Raw genomic sequence first — 20,065 nt, 5'->3', positions numbered from 1 at the left:
CAAAAAATTAAATTGTGAAACGAATCACAAAAAATGCTTGCATATGCGTATTATCCGTTGTAGTATTGTAACTGTAATAGGCAGTGAGCTTGAAAAATAGATACAGTTTTCTTTATTTTCATTATTTCATTTACTGCAGAAAAGAGAAGAAATTAGAGAGAAGGGATAGTAATGTTCGTAACTTCATTTGATCCATTCAACAACTTAGCATTATCGGCACTTGTAGCAGCAGTACCTATTATTTTGTTCCTGTTATGCTTAACAGTGTTCAAGATGAAAGGTATCAACGCAGCTCTCGTTACATTAGTAGTTACCATTTTAATTACATTGTTCGTATTTAAATTACCTGGAGCTGTTGCTACTGGTGGTGTAACAGAAGGGGTAGTACAGGGTCTGTTTCCGATTGGTTACATTATCATCATGGCCGTGTGGTTATACAAAGTTTCTGTTGAAAGTGGAAAGTTTCAAGTGATTCAGGATTCAATCGCTGGTATTTCTGCTGACCAACGTATCCAGCTTTTATTAATTGGATTTTGTTTTAATGCATTTTTAGAAGGTGCAGCTGGCTTTGGTGTACCTATTGCGATTTGTTCTGTATTACTTGTTCAGTTAGGATTTAATCCTTTAAAAGCTGCGATGTTCTGTTTAATTGCGAATGGTGCATCAGGAGCGTTCGGAGCGATAGGTATCCCAGTAGGTATCGTGAACACACTTGGTTTAAAAGGTGACGTCACTGCAATGGACGTTTCACAAATGACGGCTTACACTTTACCGATTATTAATATAGCAATTCCATTCCTATTAATTCTTGTGTTAGATGGAGTAAAGGGTGTTAAAGAAACATTACCTGCGATTTTAATTTCTGGTTTAGTTTATACTGCTGCTCAAACAGTTATTACATTAGTAATGGGTCCTGAATTAGCAGCGCTTTTACCAGCTTTATTAGCAATGGCTGCACTTGCAATTTTCTGTAGTAAATGGCAGCCAAAACATATTTTTAGACTGTCAGATGAAAAAGTTGATATCACCCATCATCCAATCAAAGAAATTGCTTTGGCATGGAGCCCATTCTATTTCTTAACTGGTTTTGTGCTTATCTGGAGTTTACCAGCATTTAAAGCGCTGTTCTTGCCTGGTGGAGCACTTGAAAAGTCAGTGCTATTATTCCAGATGCCTGGTACCTTTAATGAAAATTTACAAAAAGGTGTTATGCTGAAATTAGATTTAATTGGAGCAACGGGTACGGCAATTTTACTTGCTGTATTATTTACAATTATCCTTTCTCCAAAAATTAACCTAGGCCAAGGATTTAGTCTATTAGGTAAAACAATCAAAGAATTATGGATTCCGGTTATTACAATTTGTGCGATTCTTGCCATTGCTAAGTTAACGACGTATGGTGGGTTAACCGTTGCGATGGGGCAGGCAATTGCAAAAACAGGTTCAATCTTCCCATTATTATCTCCGATACTTGGTTGGATTGGAGTATTCATGACAGGATCTGTAGTAAATAACAACGTTTTATTTGCTTCAATTCAGGCAACTGCAGCAAGTACAATTGGTACAAATCCAGCCTTATTAGTAGCAGCAAATACTGCAGGTGGGGTAATGGCCAAACTTATTTCACCACAATCAATTGCGATTGCTACAGCAGCTGTTGGTGCAGTTGGTCAGGAATCAAAATTATTAAATATGACATTAAAGTATAGTATTGGATTATTAGTGTTTGTATGTATCTGGACTTACGTTTTAAGCATAATTTTATAAGAATAGTAAGTATGTAACAAAATATAAATCATTTCAAAATTAAAAAGGAGTCTTTCGTAATGGAAAAATTAAGAGGTAATAAAGTCGTATTAGTTGGTAATGGTGCAGTAGGTTCAAGTTATGCATTCTCAATGTTAAACCAAGGTGTTTGTGATGAGTTTGTGATCATCGATTTAAATGAAGCTAAAGCAATCGGTGATGCTATGGATTTAAACCACGGTGTAGTATATGCTCCAAGTCCGATGAATATTAAATACGGCACTTACTCTGATTGTGGCGATGCAGACTTAATCGTAATTTGTGCAGGAGCAGCTCAAAAACCAGGTGAAACACGTTTAGATTTAGTTGGTAAGAACATGAAAATCTTTAAGTCAATCGTTGAAGAAATTATGGCTTCAGGATTTGATGGCATTTTCTTAGTAGCGACGAACCCTGTGGATGTATTGACATATGCAGTTCAAAAATTCTCTGGATTACCTGAAAACCGAGTAATTGGTTCTGGTACAATTTTAGATACTGCACGTTTCCGTTATTTATTAAGTAGTGAAATTGGTGTAGCAGCAGATAGTGTACACGCTTATATTATTGGAGAACATGGTGATTCTGAATTAGCGGTTTGGAGTAGCGCAAATGTTGCGGGTATCAAAGTTGTTGATATTTTAGAACATGATGAAGCAAAAATGGAAGAAATCTTTGTAAAAACTCGTGATGCGGCTTATGAAATCATCAAAGCTAAAGGTGCGACATATTACGGAGTAGCGATGGGATTAACTCGTATTTCTAGAGCTATCTTAGGAAATGAAAACTCAGTGCTTACTGTTTCTGCAAAATTAAATGGTGAATATGGTATAGACGATGTATACATCGGTGTACCTGCTTTAATTAACCGTAATGGTGTTAGCAAAGTATTTGAAACGCCATTATCTGAAGAAGAAAAACAAAAATTTGAAAAATCAGTAGAAACATTAAAAAGTATTCAAACACCATTCTTTGAATAGCACGTTTATATATGGTTAATTTAGGGCATCATGCTAATGATGCTCTTTTTTGTGCTGTAATCTTGAAACGGGTTGTAAAGTTCGATACACTTACAACCGATTTTAATTTTAAAGGAGGACAAGATGAACGCTATTAAAAATCTTAAACTAACATGGAAATCAATCTTTTTTGTACTACTTGGCTCTCTTATTTTTTCGCTTGCAGTAAATGTCTTCATTATACCTGCTAACCTTGGTGAAGGTGGCGTTACAGGGATGTCTTTAATCTTTCTTTATAGTTTTGGCTGGTCACCGGCGATTACTACACTTGTAATGAATATAATCTTATTAATTGTAGGATATAAATTTCTTTCTAAACGATCTATGGCACTGACTGTAATATCGATTATTGCGCTATCATTTTTCCTTAAGTTAACTGAACCCCTGCATTTACATCTTAAAGAAGTTTTAGTAAGTACAATTTTTGGAGGTTTCTTAGTAGGTGTAGGTATAGGGATGATTGTTCTTGTTGGTGGAACGACTGCTGGAACAACGATACTTGCACGTATTGCTCACAAGTATCTGGATGTAAGTACATCTTATGCTTTATTATTCTTTGATTTAATCGTAGTAGCAATTTCGTTAACCGTTATTCCAATCGAAAAAGCGCTGTTAACTGTTTTAAGTTTGTATATCGGTACAAAATCGATGGACTTAATTATTGAAGGTGTAAACCCTAAAAAAGCGATTACAATCATTTCACAAAAACCAGATCCAATTGCTAGAATGTTAGATGAGGATATCGGTCGTGGGATTACCATCTTAAATGGTCGTGGTTATTATACTAAACGTGAAACTGAGGTGCTTTACTGCGTAATTAATAAACTTCAACTTACAAAAACGAAACGAATGATAAAACAAATCGATGAAAATGCATTTGTAGTTGTCCATGATGTTCGTGATGTACTTGGCAATGGATTCATTAATGAAGATTAAGGAGTCGTGATGATGGAATTTATTAATTTAGGTAAATCGACGCTTGCAGCTGAGTATGTAGCAATAGAAATATTTAGACAAATTCAGAAAAATAAACGTTCGAAATTAGGTCTGGCAACAGGAGGAACGATGGAGCCGGTTTATGCTGACCTGGTAAAGTTGATTCAGTCTAATCCATTAGATTTATCTGAGATTCAGACATTTAATTTAGATGAGTATTTTGAACTGGACAAGGAAAGCACTCAAAGTTACCTATATTATATGAAACATCATTTATTTAATCACATTGATATAAGAGACGAACAATATTATTTCCCGGATAATGATGCAGAAAATTTGGAAGAAGACAATAAAGCTTATGACTACATGATTATGCAGGATTTTCCTATTGATTTACAGATATTAGGTATAGGTACGAATGGTCATATTGGTTTCAATGAGCCTGGGACTCCATTTGATTCAGGAACGCGAATGGTACACTTAACAGAAGAGACTATAACAGCTAATGCAAGATTCTTTGATTCGATAGAAGATGTACCTACGAAAGCTGTAACGATGGGGATAAGAACCATTATGAAATCCAATCGAATTATTTTACTCGCAACCGGCGAAAAGAAGAAAGCGATTATAAATAAATTATTTAATATGACTTATCCAGATGAAGCGATTCCTGCGAGTGTCTTGCTTCATCATCCGGATGTGCTTGTTGTTACAGATGATGCAGCATCTCCTTATTAAGTAGAAAAGCGAATGACTAAAAATAGTCATTCGCTTTATTGTTGTCTAAAAGCTGATAGTGCAAGCACTTAATTATAAAATAATCTCTGCTTAATTTTTTCATTCTCTGCTTCAAATATTGGATTATGGCTAGAGACGATTCCATGTGAAGCGGCTTTTGGATCTAAATACATTTTTATTTGATTAATTGATGTTGCAGCATCGTGGAAACAGCCGATGATAAGATTTACTTTTGCATCATGTTTTAATATATCTCCGATTGCATAGATACCTCGTGTATTAGTAGAAGTATCTGCCTGCCCTTTAATATAGAAATCATCTACGCGTTCAAACTGCACACTACTTTCATTTAATAATTCACAGTCCATATGGAAGCCATGATTGATGATAACGTCATCTACTTCTAAAGTACTAATCGTATTATCTGTGTTGTGTATAATTTCTACTTGTTTAATTTCATCATTTTCAGCGATGAGTGAGTGTATTGTCTGGTTCGTGATTTTTGTAACGCCTAAGTCATCAAGTTGACGTACTGTCTCCTCATGTCCTTTAAAGTCTTCTTTACGACAAATAATATGCACACTTTTCGCGTAAGGTGCAATATCATGTGCCCAGTCGACAGCCGCATTTCCACCGCCAGAGATAAGCACACGTTTATCTACGAATCTTTTTAGGCTAGGTACAACATAATGCAAATTATTCACTTCATATCGTTCGGCACCATCAATATCCAGTTTAATAGGTTTGATAATCCCTGAACCGACAGCAACTATTACTGTTTTAGAGTGATACGATGCTTGATCAGTTTCTACGATGAAGTGATAATCATTTTCTTTTTTGATATCTGTAACGACAGTATTGAGAATGACTTCTGGATTGAACGTAGTTCCTTGCTGAATTAAATTTTTCATTATTTCTGACGCAGGTTGTGGAGGTATGCCTCCTGCATCCCACACAATTTTTTCCGGAAATAAGTTGAGTTTACCGCCTAATGTATCATTTTGATCGATAATACGAACCTTTAGTCCTCGTAAACCTGCATAAAATGCAGCATAAAGACCGGCTGGCCCGCCACCAATGATTGTTATATCTAATAAATTGCTCATATTAAAGTCTCCCTAATTATCTTGCTTATATATTTATTATACTATAGAATATAACAATGTTGATAATCATTATCAATTAAATGACAAAACTGATGATTTGGTATTCATTTGAACTGTTTAATTTTTGAGTATTATAAGATAAATAATTAAGCATAAATAAAAATAAAAATAATGAAATTTATTGAAAGAAGGATGGAAAATGAATCGACTGGAAGGGAAACGTATCACGATTAATTACGGTGAGCGTGATATTGTAAAAGATCTGGATGTATCTATACCTGATGGGAAAGTGACTTCTATCATTGGTCCGAATGGCTGCGGCAAGTCTACTTTATTAAAAGCATTATCACGTATATTAAACGTTACGGGTGGAGAAGTAGTGCTTGACGGAAAAAATATTCATCAGCAACCAACAAAAGAAGTAGCTAAAAAAATAGCGATATTACCACAGTCTCCTGATGTGGCAGATGGTTTGAGTGTGCATGAATTAGTGAGTTACGGGAGATTTCCTTATCAAAAAGGTTTTGGTAGATTGACAAAAGAAGATCAGCAGGAAATTCAATGGGCAATGCATGTGACCGGAACATATGATTTTAAAGATAAAAATGTTAATGATTTAAGTGGAGGTCAACGCCAACGCGTATGGATTGCGATGGCACTTGCTCAAAAAACGGATATCATTTTTCTGGATGAACCAACGACGTATCTTGATATTTCTCATCAACTAGAAATTTTAGAACTTGTCAGAGAGCTTAATGAACATGAACATTGCACGATTATCATGGTTCTTCATGACATTAATCAGGCGATTCGTTTTTCAGATCATATTATTGCGATGAAAGATGGTGCGATAATTAAACAGGGCGATACGATGAATGTCTTAACGAAAGATGTATTAGAAAGAGTATTTAATATTGATGCTGAGTTAAGTGTAGATCCTAGAAATGGAAAACCGATGCTTGTGACATATGATTTATTATGCAAGCACTATCGTAGGGATAACCATGAGTAGACAACAAAGCGAAGTAACTAAAATATTTTCCGGGAAATTCATAGGACTATTGATAGGTTTGACAATCTTGTTATTAGCAATACTTTTACTTTCATTTATGTTAGGTGTGAAAAACTATAGCCTATCAACGATTTTTAACGCTATATTTTATTATCAGGATAATATTACACATAATATTATTCGAGATATACGAATACCGAGAGAAATTGCTGCAATGCTCGTGGGGATGAGTCTTGCGTGTGGTGGTGCAGTGATGCAGGGTGTCACGAAAAATCCATTAGCAGATCCTGCACTTATCGGCTTAAATTCAGGTGCAGCGTTAGGGATTAGTATTTTATTTGCAATATCAAGTGGCGCTCATTTTTTCATGATAATTTTAGCGGGATTTATTGGAGCAGTTACAGGTGGCACAATCGTACTTATGCTCGGTTTAAGTAAAAAGGGTGGATTTAATACAATGCGTATTATCCTTGCGGGTGCTGCTGTCAGTAGTTTATTGCTGGCATTAGCACAAGGTATTTCTTTATACTTTAAGACCAATCAAAATGCAATCCTGTGGTCAAGTGGTGGTGTTGCAGGGACGACGTGGCAACAGTTACAGTACGCAACACCGGTGATTATTATTGCTTTAATTATATTATTTTTAATTGGTCATCAACTGACCATCCTATCTTTAGGTGATGAAATGGCGCAAGGATTAGGGATCAATATTAATTTGATCAGAATTATTTTTTCTCTGCTCACGATGATTTTAGCGGGCGTTGCAGTTGCAATGGCAGGTACACTTGCATTTGTCGGTTTGATGATACCCCATATTGCTCGTATTTTAGTTGGAGTCGACTATAAAAAATTACTCCCTGTCACAACCCTTTTAGGTGGTATCTTTTTAGTGGGTGCTGATATATTAGCGCGTATTATGGGCGAGTCACCTGTGGGTGCTGTTGTATCAATTATTGGTGTGCCGTTCTTTATCTATTTAGTAAGAAAGTTAGGTGTATCATAATGCGTATCAGATTAAACAATATCATCACAATGATTATATTATGTATAGTGCTGTTAGCAATTATAACGGTAAGTATGACTGTTGGTGATTTTAAAATGTCACCCGAAACTTTCTTAACTACGCTTTTTGGAATGGGCAATGAAACAGATACGATGGTCCTCTATGAGTTTCGGATGCCAAGATTACTTGTAACGATACTTTGTGGAGCAGCTTTGAGTTTAAGTGGTGCATTACTTCAAAGTATCACTAAAAATCCACTTGCTGATCCTGGTATTATTGGTATCAATGCAGGGAGCGGTTTTTTTATCGCACTACTATTAATTTTTTTACCTATTGATAGTACAAATTTTGTGTATGTCTTACCATTTATTAGTATTATCGGTGGTTTAATAACTGCATTGATTGTCTTTATGTTAAGTACTACAAGACGAGGTCTTAATCCAACACAGATGATTTTAATTGGCGTAGGTCTCTCAACTGCTTTAAGTGGAGCAATGATGATGATGACTTCTACATTTAATAAAGAAGATGTCGAATTTATCTCAAAATGGTTAGGGGGAAATATCTGGGGTGATACCTGGCCGTTTGTCTGGATGATTGTTATCGCACTGATGATATCTATGATTGTGATTATGATGAAGCTGAACATCCTAAATATATTAAATACACATGAACATATCTCAACTGGTTTAGGAATAAATATCAATCGTGAAAGAATGATAATCGTTCTAATATCAGTTGTACTATGTGCTAGTGCTGTTTCGATATGTGGAAGTATAGCTTTCGTCGGATTAATATCTCCTCATATTGCAAGACAACTTGTTGGTCCAAGACATCAATCTTTTGTCCCGGTTACGTTACTCATGGGTGCAATATGTTTAAGCTTTGCTGATACTTTAGGTCGACTATTAATCGAACCTTCTGGTATGCCGGCAGGGATAATCGTGAGTATTATCGGTGCCCCGTACTTTTTATACTTAATGCGTAAAGGTTTATAGTAATAAATTCATAAAGAAATGTGACATTACATGCTTGTTCAGATAATAATCGGGAATACAAATAGAAAAGATATCGGGAGGATAAGTGAAATGCAAAAGCATCCATTGATAAAAGCTTATGAAATATTTGTAGAGAATAGATCACTCAATAAGATTGGACTGATTGGGCAACCAGATGCCGGAAAGAGTGCGTTAATTAATGCACTGTGCTCAGCCAAAGCTCATACATCAGTTCATACGGATGCAACGCTAGAAACAACCGCATATCCTTTTAACGATTATGGCTATTTAGTAGACTTCCCAGGTGTAGGAACTGAAGAAGTATCTGTTCAAAAATATAAAAAGATTATTCAAAATGAAAATATCGATCATTATTTTTATGTATTTTCAAGTAAGATTAAAGAAGTTGACGTTGAGTTAATAAAGTATTTAAGCAAACAGAACAAATTAATTACTTTTATCTATAACAAGACAGATACTTTAGTAGATGTTACAGGTAAAGATGATCAATTGACATTAATGAGAGATAAGGATACTGAACTGAAAGTTACGTTCAAAGCCTATATTAAATCACCATTGAACTATCACTTTACGAGTACGCTGGATGGGACAGGGCTTGATGAATTAAAGGCGCTCATCGCAAGCATCTTTAAGATTGAACAGCAGGAATATGATAAAAGATATAATGATCCAGCTTATCTGAATAGTTATTTAAACTATAAAGTAAATTCAGCATTCCCAAAATTATTTACCCCAAGTTTTAAAAATATCGTATTAAAACAAAACTTTAAAGTCATTGAACGTATTATAATGACACATTTTAAAATTCAGGAAGACGATATCATGGAGCGTAGAAATGAATGGATAGATATTGATAAATTTATTACTGAATTTGAAGAATTGAAAGCTAAGGAAAAAAGCAACGGACTTTCACAACTCATGGAATTTACTAAAGTTGTGCAATTAATTAAAACATCATTTAAAATGAAAAGTATCAACCCAGTCACTATGGCAGTTTCATCCATTGTAGAGATGGGATTAAATAATACATTTCCGATATTTCAGGCAATCGCAAAATATGTAGATGAAATTAAAAAAGTTGCACGTGAAGTAATAGAAGAAGATCAGAAGCAGCGTTTCAGTGAACATTAGGAGGTCAATATGTCTATCGAAAGAAAATGGTGGAAAGAGGCAGTGTGCTATCAAGTCTATCCAAGAAGCTTCAAAGATTCTGATGGTGATGGTATCGGTGACATTAACGGAATTACTGAGAAATTAGATTACTTAAAAGATTTAGGTATCGATGTCATATGGGTGAGTCCAATATTTGAATCACCGAATGATGATAATGGATATGATATTAGTAATTACCAGGAAATAATGCGTGATTTCGGTACGATGGAAGATTTCGATCGATTATTATATGAAGTACATGACCGTGGTATGAAATTGATATTAGATTTAGTGATTAATCACACAAGTGATGAACATCAATGGTTTGTCGAAGCTAAGAAGAGTAAGGATAATGAATTCCGTGACTGGTATATTTGGCAGGATGGTAAAGATGGTAAGGAGCCAAATAACTGGGCGAGTATCTTTGAAGGGTCAGCTTGGGAATACGATGCAACAACTGACCAATATTACATGCACGTATTTAGTCGCAAACAACCCGATTTAAACTGGGAGAATGCGAATATGCGTCATGCAATCTATAATATGGTGAACTGGTGGCTGGACAAAGGTATTGATGGTTTCCGTGTCGATGCAATCAGTCATATAAAGAAGAGCTTTGAAAAAGGTGATTTACCTGACGCTGATCAATTAGGTTATGCAGAATCTTTTGAAGGACATATGAATCAGCCAGGTATTCAGGAATATTTACAGGAACTTAAAGAAAATACATTTGATAAATATGATATTATGACCGTTGGTGAAGCGAATGGTGTTACGACTGAAGACGCTGATGAGTGGGTAGGCAAAGATAATGGTAAGTTTAATATGGTATTTCAGTTTGAACACTTAAACTTATGGGACCATAATGTCGGAAAAAGCTTTGATATTCTTGGTTATAAACAAGTTTTAAATGCATGGCAAAAAGGATTGGAAGCAACGGGATGGAATGCGTTGTTTATTGAAAATCATGACCGCCAGCGCGTATCATCAACATGGGGTGATGATGTAGATTACTGGTTTGAAAGTTCAACAGCGCATGGTGTCGTGTACTTCTTATTACAAGGTACACCCTTTATCTATCAAGGCCAGGAAATCGGAATGACAAACTATCCATTTGAATCGATTAATGATTTTGATGATGTGCATGCGAAAAATATCTATAATCAGGAATTAAAAAAAGGGATGACTAAAGAAGCTGTTCTTGAAATGCTGGGTCGTATTTCTCGTGATAATACCCGCACACCAATGCAGTGGGATGATACAAAGAATGCAGGATTTACAACTGGCACGCCGTGGTTAAATGTTAACCCGAATTATGAATCGATTAATGTATTTGTTCAGGAAAGACAAGATGATTCGATGCTCAATTTCTATAAAAAGATGATTCAGCTGAAGAAAGAAAATATGACATTAACATATGGAAAGTTTGACTTAATTTATCCTGATGATACAAAAGTATTTGCTTATACGCGTACATTAGAAGATGAACAATTCGTTATATTAGGAAACTTAAGCCATGACAAAGTGACATTACAACCTGACGAACAATTTGATTTAGCAGTTGATAAGCAAGTATTAAATAACTATCCGGTTGATAAACAATCTGAGGATGTGTTTACGTTATTACCATTTGAAGCAAGAGTATACAAATTAAATAAATAAGCTATTCATTTTGACGAAATTCTATAGAGGAATTTCGTTTTTTTATTAACAATAAATTTACGTTGCAGCAATAATAAATCCACAAACGATTGCTAAAGTTAAAAAGTAATCAAATAAACATAAGGAGCAAAAAAGATGAAACAAACCTTAAAGTTGATTTTAGCTGTTGTAATGATGTTAGCGTTGATACCTTTAAAAAATAGTGCATATGCTGCATCAAACTTAATGATTTCTGAATATGTGGAAGGTTCAAGCTATAATAAAGCGATAGAAATTTATAATCCGGGTAATGAAACTGTGGATTTATCGACATATAGTCTTGTGTCATTTACAAATGGAGCTGACCGTGTAACAGGTACAGTTACGGAATTAAAATTAACAGGAACTATTGCACCGAAATCAACATATGTCGTGGCAAATAAGAATGCCGGTGAAGGAATTTTATCGAAAGCACAACTTACTACTGGTAGTGCAGTCATGAATTTTAATGGTGATGATACGATTGTATTGTTCCAAAACTATAACGCTACCACTAAAAACGGTGAAGTACAGGATTCTATTGGTCAAATTGGCGTAGACCCTGGTACAAATTTTGGGACGGATGTCTCCACTTTAGATATGACATTAGTGCGAACAAATAATTTATTGACACCTGATACAAATATTGAAGATACTTACCATCCTGAACAACAATTTATAGCATTACCTAAAGATACCATTGATCAGTTAGGTAAATTTGATGGTGAAGTAGTAGCACCACCAGCAGAAGTTGCAAAAGATAGTTATCAAGTTAAAGTTTTACGTGTGGTTGATGGAGATACTATTAAAATTTCACCATCTATTATGGGGTCAGATACGATTCGTTTTGTTAATATCGATACAGCGGAAACTTATCATTTAGATAGTTACGATGAGAGTCTGATTAAAACAGATTTAAATCAAAATCAGAAATATTTTGGAGAACTGGCGAAAAAAGCTTTAAATGAAAAGCTTACTGCAGGAATGGACATCACGGTTAAAGTGAATAAAGATCATGTTACAGATGATTATGGTCGTGTATTGGGACAGGTAATTCGTACAAACGATAATGTCAATGTTAACTTAGAGATGGTTAAAGAGGGATTTGCTTCTACATACTTTATCTGGCCGGTATTAAGTATGGATGACTATCAAATGTTCCAGTCTGCAGTAAAAGCTGCGCAAAGTAGTGGACTTGGTATGTGGAATAAAGAGAATCCTCAATTAGAATTACCTTTTGAATTCCGTGCGCGTTATGATGGTAAAGGTCTATTACGCTATGTAGGTAATTCAGAAACAAAAGTATTTTATGATCCTCAAAATTTTGCACAAGTACCAGTAGATAAACGTATTTTCTTTTCAAAAGAAGAAGCGTTAGCACAAGGTTATAAACCTGCAGCTGGTAATGGTGAAGGAGAAGTCGTTGCTGAGCCTGCTAAAAAGATGGATATTGAAACTCTACGCAATGCAGGCAAAGGAACAAAAGCAATTGTGACAGGAACTGTAACGCATATCGATGGGTATAACATTTATATTCAGGACAATACTGGTGGTATTGTTGTGCGTAGCAAAACAATGAAACCTAATATTGGTGATATGATTGAAGTGAACGGTGAGTCAGGTGAATATTTTGGGTTATATCAAATTGAATCTGAAGATATTAAAGTAATAGGAACTTCATCAGTGGCACCAGTTCAAAAAGAGATATCAACTATAGGGGAAGCGGACGAAGCGGAACTAATTACATTGAATAATGTCACAGTCAAGTCAGTTAATGAACATCAGGAATACATCGTTGAAGATAACACGGGTCACACTTTTATGGTCAAAGCTAAAACAGGTATTGAAGTTGGCAAAACATATCACTCAATAACAGGAGTGGTTACTTTTAGTTATGATAACTATAAATTATTACCAACAGAGATTATAGAAAGAGCTATCGTAAAAGAAGTGCCTAAAACAGTGTCAGGTGTTACTTTCTTAGACAAAAATCACAACGGTAAATACGATAGACCAGATTTATTGTTAAAAAATATAAAGGTTATGATTTTTAAAGATAATGAATTAGTTGAGACATTAACAACAGATGAAAATGGTTCATATAAAGCATCACTTTTAAATGGAAACTATATATTTAAGTTTGAGCAGCCAAATGGTTTAATTGAAACATTCAGTAACTACTCAGACGATATATCAGATTCTGATATTATCGATAGTAAAGTTGATGTTACAGTCAATGATAAGGATATTCAGCATATTTCAGCAGGATATACAAAACCAGTAGGTAAGTTGAAGAAAAGATAATATTCTAAAAGGCAGGTGATAACCTGTCTTTTTCTTTTTATTATTTAATCCCATCCCTTATATGCTTTGATATAATAACATCAATAAGGCATAACGGAGGAATGAAAGTGGCTAGAATTGAAAAAAAGAAACTGTACGAGGAGATTGCTGATCGCATCAGTAATCAAATTAAGGATGGCACGTTTAATGTGAATGAAAAGCTTCCTTCAATTCAGAAATTAGCACAGGATTACGGTGTGGGTCAGGCATCTATTCGTGAAGCTTTAAATGCGCTTCGTGTTATGGGCTTAGTTGATATAAAGCATGGCGAAGGAACTTTCGTTAAAAATGTTAAACCGAAAGTATTTACTAAAGAAATGGCAGTATTTACGAAGAAGGACATTATCGATTTATTGGAATTACGTAAAATTATTGAGGTAGGCACAGCAGGCAAGGCTGCGCTTAATCATACAAAAGAAGATTTATTGAATATTAAACAAGCTTTAGATCAGATGAAGCTCGCTGTAAATAATAAAGCAATTGGTGAAGACAGTGATCTTGCTTTTCATCTTGCAATAGCAAAGGCAACTGAAAATGAATTACTCATCCAACTATTAAAGGAAGTTTCAGATAAGATTAAAACGACGATGAAAGAGACAAGAAAGATCTGGATATATACAGAGACGAAATCGATAGAAAAATTGTATAAAGAACACTTAGAAATTTATGAAGCTATTGAAAGAAAATCAGAATCACTGGCTAAAGAAAAGATGCTTAATCATTTGGAAGAAGTAGAATATGTACTAATAGAACATTTAGAAATTGATTAATTTATGATTGTGAATGTAAAAAATTGTTACTTGCATTATGTACGCTATTTCAATAGAATGATAGAGATATAGTCATCCGATGACTAAATATAATCGATATTGGGCGATATCGATACAATAGAGGGGTGTAATAAATGAAAGTAAGTTTATTTAGTACATGTTTAGTGGATGTTTTTGAAAAAAGAGTGGGGATTGCAACTGTAGAATTACTTGAAAAGCTTGGTTGTGAGGTTGATTTTCCAGCAGCGCAAGTGTGTTGTGGGCAACCTGCTTATAACTCAGGTTATCATGAAGAAACAAAAAAAGCTGCGCAAAATATGATTAAAGCTTTTGAAGCGTCTGAGTATGTTGTAGCACCATCAGGTTCTTGTATTACAATGTTTAAGCATTATCCGGATTTATTTAAGGATGATGCAGTGTGGCATGAACGTGCAGAGCGTCTTGCAGATAAATCTTATGAAGTGACGCAATTTATCGTAAATGTATTAGGGATTACAGATGTTGGAGCCAAGTTAACAGGTAAAGCAACAATGCATCCATCATGTCATAATACACGTCTATTACATAATTCAGAACCTCCTAAGAAACTGCTTGCCGCGGTAGAAGGTTTAGAGATTGTAGAGTTACCTGAATACTACAACTGTTGTGGTTTTGGAGGAACTTTTGCGGTTAAGATGAATGATGTTTCAGGTGAGATGGTTGATGATAAAGTAGATTGCATCGTAAAAAGTGGAGCAGACTATTTAGTTGGTGCAGATGCAAGTTGTTTAATGAATATTGAAGGACGTTTAAAGCGTCGTGGTGAAAAAGTTAAGGTATATCACATTGTGGAAATCCTAAACAATAATACTGAGGCGGTGACTGTATAATGAGTATGAAGATAGGTACAGAAACGTTCAAAAAAGCGGTAAAAACAGAACTAAAAGATGACTTTATGCGAGGGGCAGTATCTAGTGCGCAAGACAGACTGCGCGAACGTAAAATCAAATCTCAGGAATCACTCGGTAACTGGGAAGAGTGGAGAAGTCACTCTGAAGAGATACGACAACATACTTTAGCAAACCTTGATTACTATTTAAATATGCTGGCCGAAAATGTTGCGGCAAAAGGTGGACATGTATTCTTCGCAGAAACTGCAGAAGAAGCGAATGAATATGTTCAAAAAGTATTGGTGGAAAAGAAAGCAAAAAAAGTTGCGAAATCAAAATCAATGGTTACAGAAGAAATTGATTTGAATAAAGCGATGGAAGCAGTTGGTTGTGAAGTAATAGAAACGGATTTAGGAGAATATATCCTGCAAGTTGATGATCACAATCCACCTTCTCATATTGTTGCACCTGCCCTGCATTTGAATAAAGAGCAAATCCAGAAAGTATTCACTGAAAAGCTGGGATATGACAAATCAAGTGCTCCAGAAGAATTAGCATTATTTGCACGTCAAAAGTTACGTGAAGAATTCTTATCGGCTGATGTAGGAATCACAGGTTGTAACTTTGGAGTAGCAGAAAGCGGATCTTTCACTTTAGTGACGAATGAAGGTAATGCACGTATGGTTACAACACTTCCTAAGACACAGATTACTGTGATGGGAATGGAACGTATTGTGCCAACACATGAGGAACTGGAAGTACTTGTGTCAATGTTAACACGTGCAGCAGTTGGACAGAATCTTACAAGTTATGTGACAACACTCACTGGTCCTCGTGCGGATGATGAAATTGATGGACCGGAAGAATTTCATCTGGTGATCGTTGATAATGGTCGCTCTAAAATATTAGGCACGCAATTCCAGTCTATCCTGCAATGCATCCGATGTGCTGCATGTGTCAATGTGTGTCCGGTGTACCGTCAAGTGGGTGGACATTCATACGGATCAATCTATCCAGGACCTGTAGGAGCAGTACTAACACCTTTACTAGGTGGCTATAAAGAATATAAAGAATTACCTTATGCTTCAACATTATGTGGGGCATGTACGGAAGCATGCCCGGTTAAAATTCCATTACATGATTTATTGCTTGAGCATAGACGTGTTATCGTTGAAGAAGAAAAGATGTCTCCTGTTGCTGAACGTTTGGTGATGAAAGGATTTGGCGTGGGTGCATCAAATGCAACATTATTTAAATATGGTACGAAAGCCGCACCATCAATGATGAAACCATTTGAGAATAAAGCAGAACACATGATTACTAAAGGACCGAAGCCATTACATGCGTGGACAGATACACGTGACTTCCCGATGCCGGATGATGAAAGTTTCAGAGACTGGATGCAAAACAGATTGAAAAGAGGTGCGAAATAATGAAGGGTACAATTCAAAATAAAGATTCATTTTTAAGTAACATCTCTAAAAATTTAAAGCGTGCGATGCCGACTCAAGTTGATATACCTGAGTGGCAATATCGACCACAGGATAAAACATTAACAGGACTCTCTCAAGATGAACTGCTAGATATATTAAAACAGCAATGTGAATTTATCCATACCGATTTAGTTGTGACGAATAGTAAAGAGGTTAATAAAACATTAACTGATGTGATTGCAAAATACGGAAATGGTGAGGTCATTGCTACAAATGATTCACGTTATCATGATTTAGGTATTGATTTAATACAGCACGATGCTTTCATCTGGGATGAAAAAAAGGGTGCTGAGAATTTACATGTGGCAGAACGTGCCAATGTAGGGATAACGATTAGTGAACAAACACTTGCAGAAAGTGGTACTGTTGTTCTTTATGCGGACAAAGGTATTGGTCGTAGTGTGAGTTTACTTCCAGCAACATATATTGCAATCGTTCCGAAATCAACAATTGTTCCGCGCTTTACGCAAGCGGCACAAGAAATGAATAAAATGATGAAGGCATCAAAAGACTTCCCGACATGTATCAACCTAATTACAGGGCCATCAAATTCAGCGGATATTGAAATGAAACTTGTAGTAGGTGTACACGGACCAATTAAAGCAACGTATATTGTAATTGATGATAAATAACCTTAAAACCTGAGAAATTTTTCTCAGGTTTTATCTTTTGATAGATAAGTACAATTTACTGTTTAAATTAAGTTGTATTGTATAATAAATATAAATAAGTATCAAAAATAAGAAGAGGTAATTATGAATATAAAATTTGACCATATCATCCACTATGTGAAAGGTGTAGAAGATTTTCATTTTCCGGGAAATAAGCTGAAGATTATACCCGGTGGTAAACATTTATCGCTAGGTACGATGAATCGTTTAAGCAGAATCGATTTATCATATATTGAATTTATTGATATCTTTGACAAAGCGTTAGTCGAAACAGCAATGAAAGATAAAGATGAAAGATTAAGTTTTGCCAGTAGTTTAGGACGTACGCATTATACTGAAGGTTTTAAACGATTATGTTTCAGAACGGATGATATCAATGTACTAAATGCACATTTTAAGCATTTGGGCTTAACGACATTGGGACCACTTAAGATGGAGCGCATAACCCCTGATGGAGAGTTAATCCAGTGGCAGCTGCTATATATCGATGAAGATAGAGATTTTGAGTTGCCTTTCTTTATACAGTGGGGTGAAGGTGATGAAGAGAGATTCAATGCGCTACGTAGCGATATGCAGCAGGAGTTATCAATAGATACGATTGTGATTGAGACGTATGATTTTGATAGTTTGGCAGAGATCTTTGTAGAGTGGTTGGGCTATGAAGTAATGGGTGGCGTGATAAACACGTATTTCCTACTAAAAAAAGACGGATTCCCGAATATAAAAATTATTCCGGGTAATATAAATAAAATAAGAAGATTAGAAATCAAAACACAAGATGCTGCTATGGTTGGCGAACATCTTGTGCACGAAGCGATTTATGCTTTTATTTAACATACACGTAAGTATAGATAACCATCACGATCAAGTAGATGTGATAAACAGTAATGCATAAGGTAATCGCACTTAATAGTTGTGTTATTTTTTGAGTGCGAGTGATTAAAAATAGCACTGTGATGATAAAAGTTAATCCAGCTGCTATGATGTGTAAACTTAACAAATTAATGGTATTGTTCGTTGATAAACTAAAGATAAAATATGTATTAATGATGGCTAAAATGATTAATAAAATATTTTTAAACATGTGAATGAACCTCTTTTTAGTGGATTATTATTAAAATAGTGGGTAAAATAAAACATTATTTTAATTATAACAATAAAATAATATAAATTGTTAAGTGAAGTATGAAAGGATTTTTAAAATGACAATTTCTAAAATAAATATAAGTAACGAAATGCATGATACGTTTGTAAAGCAACATGTGAATGGAGATTTGTTGCAGTTGACAGATTGGGCTGCATCAAAATCATTGACTGGTTGGTATAGTCGTAGAGTAGCAGTTGCAAGAAACGGGAAAGTCGTGGGTGTTGGACAGCTTTTATTTAAAAAGGTACCAAAGATGCCCTTTTCTATGTGCTATATTTCAAGAGGTTTCGTTGTAGATTATGCAGATAAGGAAGCAGTTGAACTGCTTATTAACACTGCGATTTCAATCGCAAAAGAAGAGAAGGCATACGTCATTAAAATAGATCCTGATGTTGAAGTGGAAAACATGGGTGATATGGTTAGTCATCTCGAAGGACTTGGATTTGTGCATAGAGGATTTGGTGAAGGTTTAAGCACTGACTATATTCAACCTCGAATGACGATGATTACAGATATTAGTGTAGATGATGAATCGTTACTTAAATCATTTGAACGTAATAATCGCTCAAAAGTGAAACGTAGTTTGAAGATGGGGACGGAATGTATTAAAGGTAATCGCAAAGATTTACAGACGTTTGCTGATTTAATGAAGATTACAGGCGAACGAGATGGTTTTTTAACACGAGATGTGTCTTATTTTGAGAATATTTACGATGCGTTACATCCAAATGGTGATGCTGAAGTATTTTTAGTAAAACTGATTCCAGGAAAAGTAATTAATAATTTAAAGCAGGAATTAGAAAAAGTAAATCAGGATAAAGAAAAATTATTACAAAAGAAAGACCAGAAAAAAGCACAAAATCAATTAAATGATTTAAATGTAAAAGAGAAAAAGCTTAAAAACCAAATTGCTGAACTGAAGGAACTTGAAAAGACACATCCAGAAGGCAAAGTCTTGTCAGGCGCGCTTCTGACATTTGCCGGGAACAAAGCTTATTATTTATATGGTGCTTCAAGTAATGAGTATAGAGATTATCTACCTAACCATAATATGCAGTTTAGCATGATGCAATATGCCCGTTCTGTAGGGGCTAAAAGCTATGATTTTGGTGGAACGAATAACGCACCGGATCAAGATTCCGAGTACTTTGGACTATGGCAATTTAAGAAAGTTTGGGGTACGCGTTTAAGTGAAAAAGTCGGCGAATTTGATTATGTATTAAACAAACCAGTATATCAACTTATAGAAGTAGTTAAACCGAAAGTAACGGATCTGAAAAAGAAGATGAAAATCAAGAAGAAATAACGTTCTAACATCAAAA

General features: G+C 35.1%; 18 protein-coding genes. 16 read left to right on the top strand and 2 right to left on the bottom strand.

What is annotated here, in order from left to right:
• The first annotated feature begins 171 nt into the window (after positions 1–171).
• The 4 genes from ACMGE6_RS03400 (at position 172) to ACMGE6_RS03385 (ending at position 4,478) form a co-directional block, all read left to right on the top strand.
• Complete coding sequence (locus ACMGE6_RS03400) at positions 172–1,767, top strand: L-lactate permease (protein WP_414054439.1); 1,596 nt, start codon at positions 172–174, stop codon at positions 1,765–1,767.
• A 59-nt stretch (positions 1,768–1,826) separates the two neighbouring features.
• On the top strand, positions 1,827–2,765 hold the full coding sequence (locus ACMGE6_RS03395) for an L-lactate dehydrogenase (RefSeq protein WP_414045149.1): 939 nt from the start codon (positions 1,827–1,829) through the stop codon (positions 2,763–2,765).
• A gap of 123 nt (positions 2,766–2,888) precedes the next feature.
• On the top strand, positions 2,889–3,740 hold the full coding sequence (locus ACMGE6_RS03390; protein WP_414045148.1) for a YitT family protein: 852 nt from the start codon (positions 2,889–2,891) through the stop codon (positions 3,738–3,740).
• Between the two features lie 12 nt (positions 3,741–3,752).
• Positions 3,753–4,478: a glucosamine-6-phosphate deaminase gene (locus tag ACMGE6_RS03385; RefSeq protein ID WP_414054438.1), complete on the top strand. Its 726-nt coding sequence runs from the start codon at positions 3,753–3,755 to the stop codon at positions 4,476–4,478.
• Between the two features lie 68 nt (positions 4,479–4,546).
• Here the strand turns inward: ACMGE6_RS03385 and ACMGE6_RS03380 are convergent, their stop codons facing one another.
• Positions 4,547–5,584 carry an NAD(P)/FAD-dependent oxidoreductase gene (locus ACMGE6_RS03380; protein WP_414054437.1) on the bottom strand — a complete coding sequence of 346 codons (1,038 nt, stop codon included), beginning with the start codon at positions 5,582–5,584 and terminating at the stop codon, positions 4,547–4,549.
• A 199-nt stretch (positions 5,585–5,783) separates the two neighbouring features.
• Here ACMGE6_RS03380 and ACMGE6_RS03375 point away from each other — a divergent pair, with 199 nt between their 5' ends.
• The 11 genes from ACMGE6_RS03375 (at position 5,784) to ACMGE6_RS03325 (ending at position 18,430) form a co-directional block, all read left to right on the top strand.
• Positions 5,784–6,596, top strand: a complete 813-nt coding sequence (locus ACMGE6_RS03375; RefSeq protein ID WP_414054436.1) for an ABC transporter ATP-binding protein — start codon at positions 5,784–5,786, stop codon at positions 6,594–6,596.
• Complete coding sequence (locus ACMGE6_RS03370; RefSeq protein WP_414054435.1) at positions 6,589–7,599, top strand: FecCD family ABC transporter permease; 1,011 nt, start codon at positions 6,589–6,591, stop codon at positions 7,597–7,599. Before ACMGE6_RS03375 ends, ACMGE6_RS03370 begins: the two co-directional genes overlap by 8 nt.
• The gene (locus ACMGE6_RS03365) at positions 7,599–8,597 is read left to right on the top strand and encodes a FecCD family ABC transporter permease (RefSeq protein WP_414054434.1); all 999 of its coding nucleotides are present in this window, start codon (positions 7,599–7,601) and stop codon (positions 8,595–8,597) included. The genes ACMGE6_RS03370 and ACMGE6_RS03365 overlap by 1 nt, the downstream gene beginning before the upstream one ends.
• Before the next feature lie 90 nt (positions 8,598–8,687).
• Positions 8,688–9,749 (top strand): GTPase domain-containing protein, encoded by a 1,062-nt coding sequence (locus tag ACMGE6_RS03360; RefSeq protein ID WP_414054433.1) that lies wholly within the window; start codon positions 8,688–8,690, stop codon positions 9,747–9,749.
• 15 nt (positions 9,750–9,764) lie between these two features.
• Complete coding sequence (locus tag ACMGE6_RS03355; RefSeq protein ID WP_414054825.1) at positions 9,765–11,432, top strand: glycoside hydrolase family 13 protein; 1,668 nt, start codon at positions 9,765–9,767, stop codon at positions 11,430–11,432.
• A 135-nt stretch (positions 11,433–11,567) separates the two neighbouring features.
• Positions 11,568–13,754: a thermonuclease family protein gene (locus ACMGE6_RS03350; RefSeq protein WP_414054432.1), complete on the top strand. Its 2,187-nt coding sequence runs from the start codon at positions 11,568–11,570 to the stop codon at positions 13,752–13,754.
• A 107-nt stretch (positions 13,755–13,861) separates the two neighbouring features.
• Positions 13,862–14,563, top strand: a complete 702-nt coding sequence (locus ACMGE6_RS03345) for a FadR/GntR family transcriptional regulator (RefSeq protein ID WP_414045140.1) — start codon at positions 13,862–13,864, stop codon at positions 14,561–14,563.
• 134 nt (positions 14,564–14,697) lie between these two features.
• The gene (locus tag ACMGE6_RS03340; protein ID WP_414045139.1) at positions 14,698–15,432 is read left to right on the top strand and encodes a (Fe-S)-binding protein; all 735 of its coding nucleotides are present in this window, start codon (positions 14,698–14,700) and stop codon (positions 15,430–15,432) included.
• Positions 15,432–16,865: a LutB/LldF family L-lactate oxidation iron-sulfur protein gene (locus tag ACMGE6_RS03335; RefSeq protein ID WP_414045138.1), complete on the top strand. Its 1,434-nt coding sequence runs from the start codon at positions 15,432–15,434 to the stop codon at positions 16,863–16,865. The genes ACMGE6_RS03340 and ACMGE6_RS03335 overlap by 1 nt, the downstream gene beginning before the upstream one ends.
• Positions 16,865–17,557: a LutC/YkgG family protein gene (locus tag ACMGE6_RS03330; protein WP_414054431.1), complete on the top strand. Its 693-nt coding sequence runs from the start codon at positions 16,865–16,867 to the stop codon at positions 17,555–17,557. Before ACMGE6_RS03335 ends, ACMGE6_RS03330 begins: the two co-directional genes overlap by 1 nt.
• A gap of 123 nt (positions 17,558–17,680) precedes the next feature.
• On the top strand, positions 17,681–18,430 hold the full coding sequence (locus ACMGE6_RS03325) for a VOC family protein (RefSeq protein WP_414054430.1): 750 nt from the start codon (positions 17,681–17,683) through the stop codon (positions 18,428–18,430).
• Here ACMGE6_RS03325 and ACMGE6_RS03320 read toward each other — a convergent pair.
• Positions 18,423–18,680, bottom strand: coding sequence for a hypothetical protein (locus tag ACMGE6_RS03320; RefSeq protein WP_414054429.1), 258 nt, complete (start codon positions 18,678–18,680; stop codon positions 18,423–18,425). The genes ACMGE6_RS03325 and ACMGE6_RS03320 overlap by 8 nt on opposite strands.
• 124 nt (positions 18,681–18,804) lie before the next feature.
• Between ACMGE6_RS03320 and ACMGE6_RS03315 the strand changes: the two genes are divergently transcribed.
• Positions 18,805–20,049, top strand: coding sequence for a lipid II:glycine glycyltransferase FemX (locus ACMGE6_RS03315; RefSeq protein ID WP_414054824.1), 1,245 nt, complete (start codon positions 18,805–18,807; stop codon positions 20,047–20,049).
• Positions 20,050–20,065: the final 16 nt, after the last annotated feature.

This window comes from Macrococcus equi, from assembly GCF_047426745.1.
Classification (GTDB): Bacteria; Bacillota; Bacilli; order Staphylococcales; family Staphylococcaceae; genus Macrococcoides; species Macrococcoides equi.
Note: the sequence above shows the minus strand (reverse complement) of the source record. Positions and strands in the feature narration are given on the sequence as shown.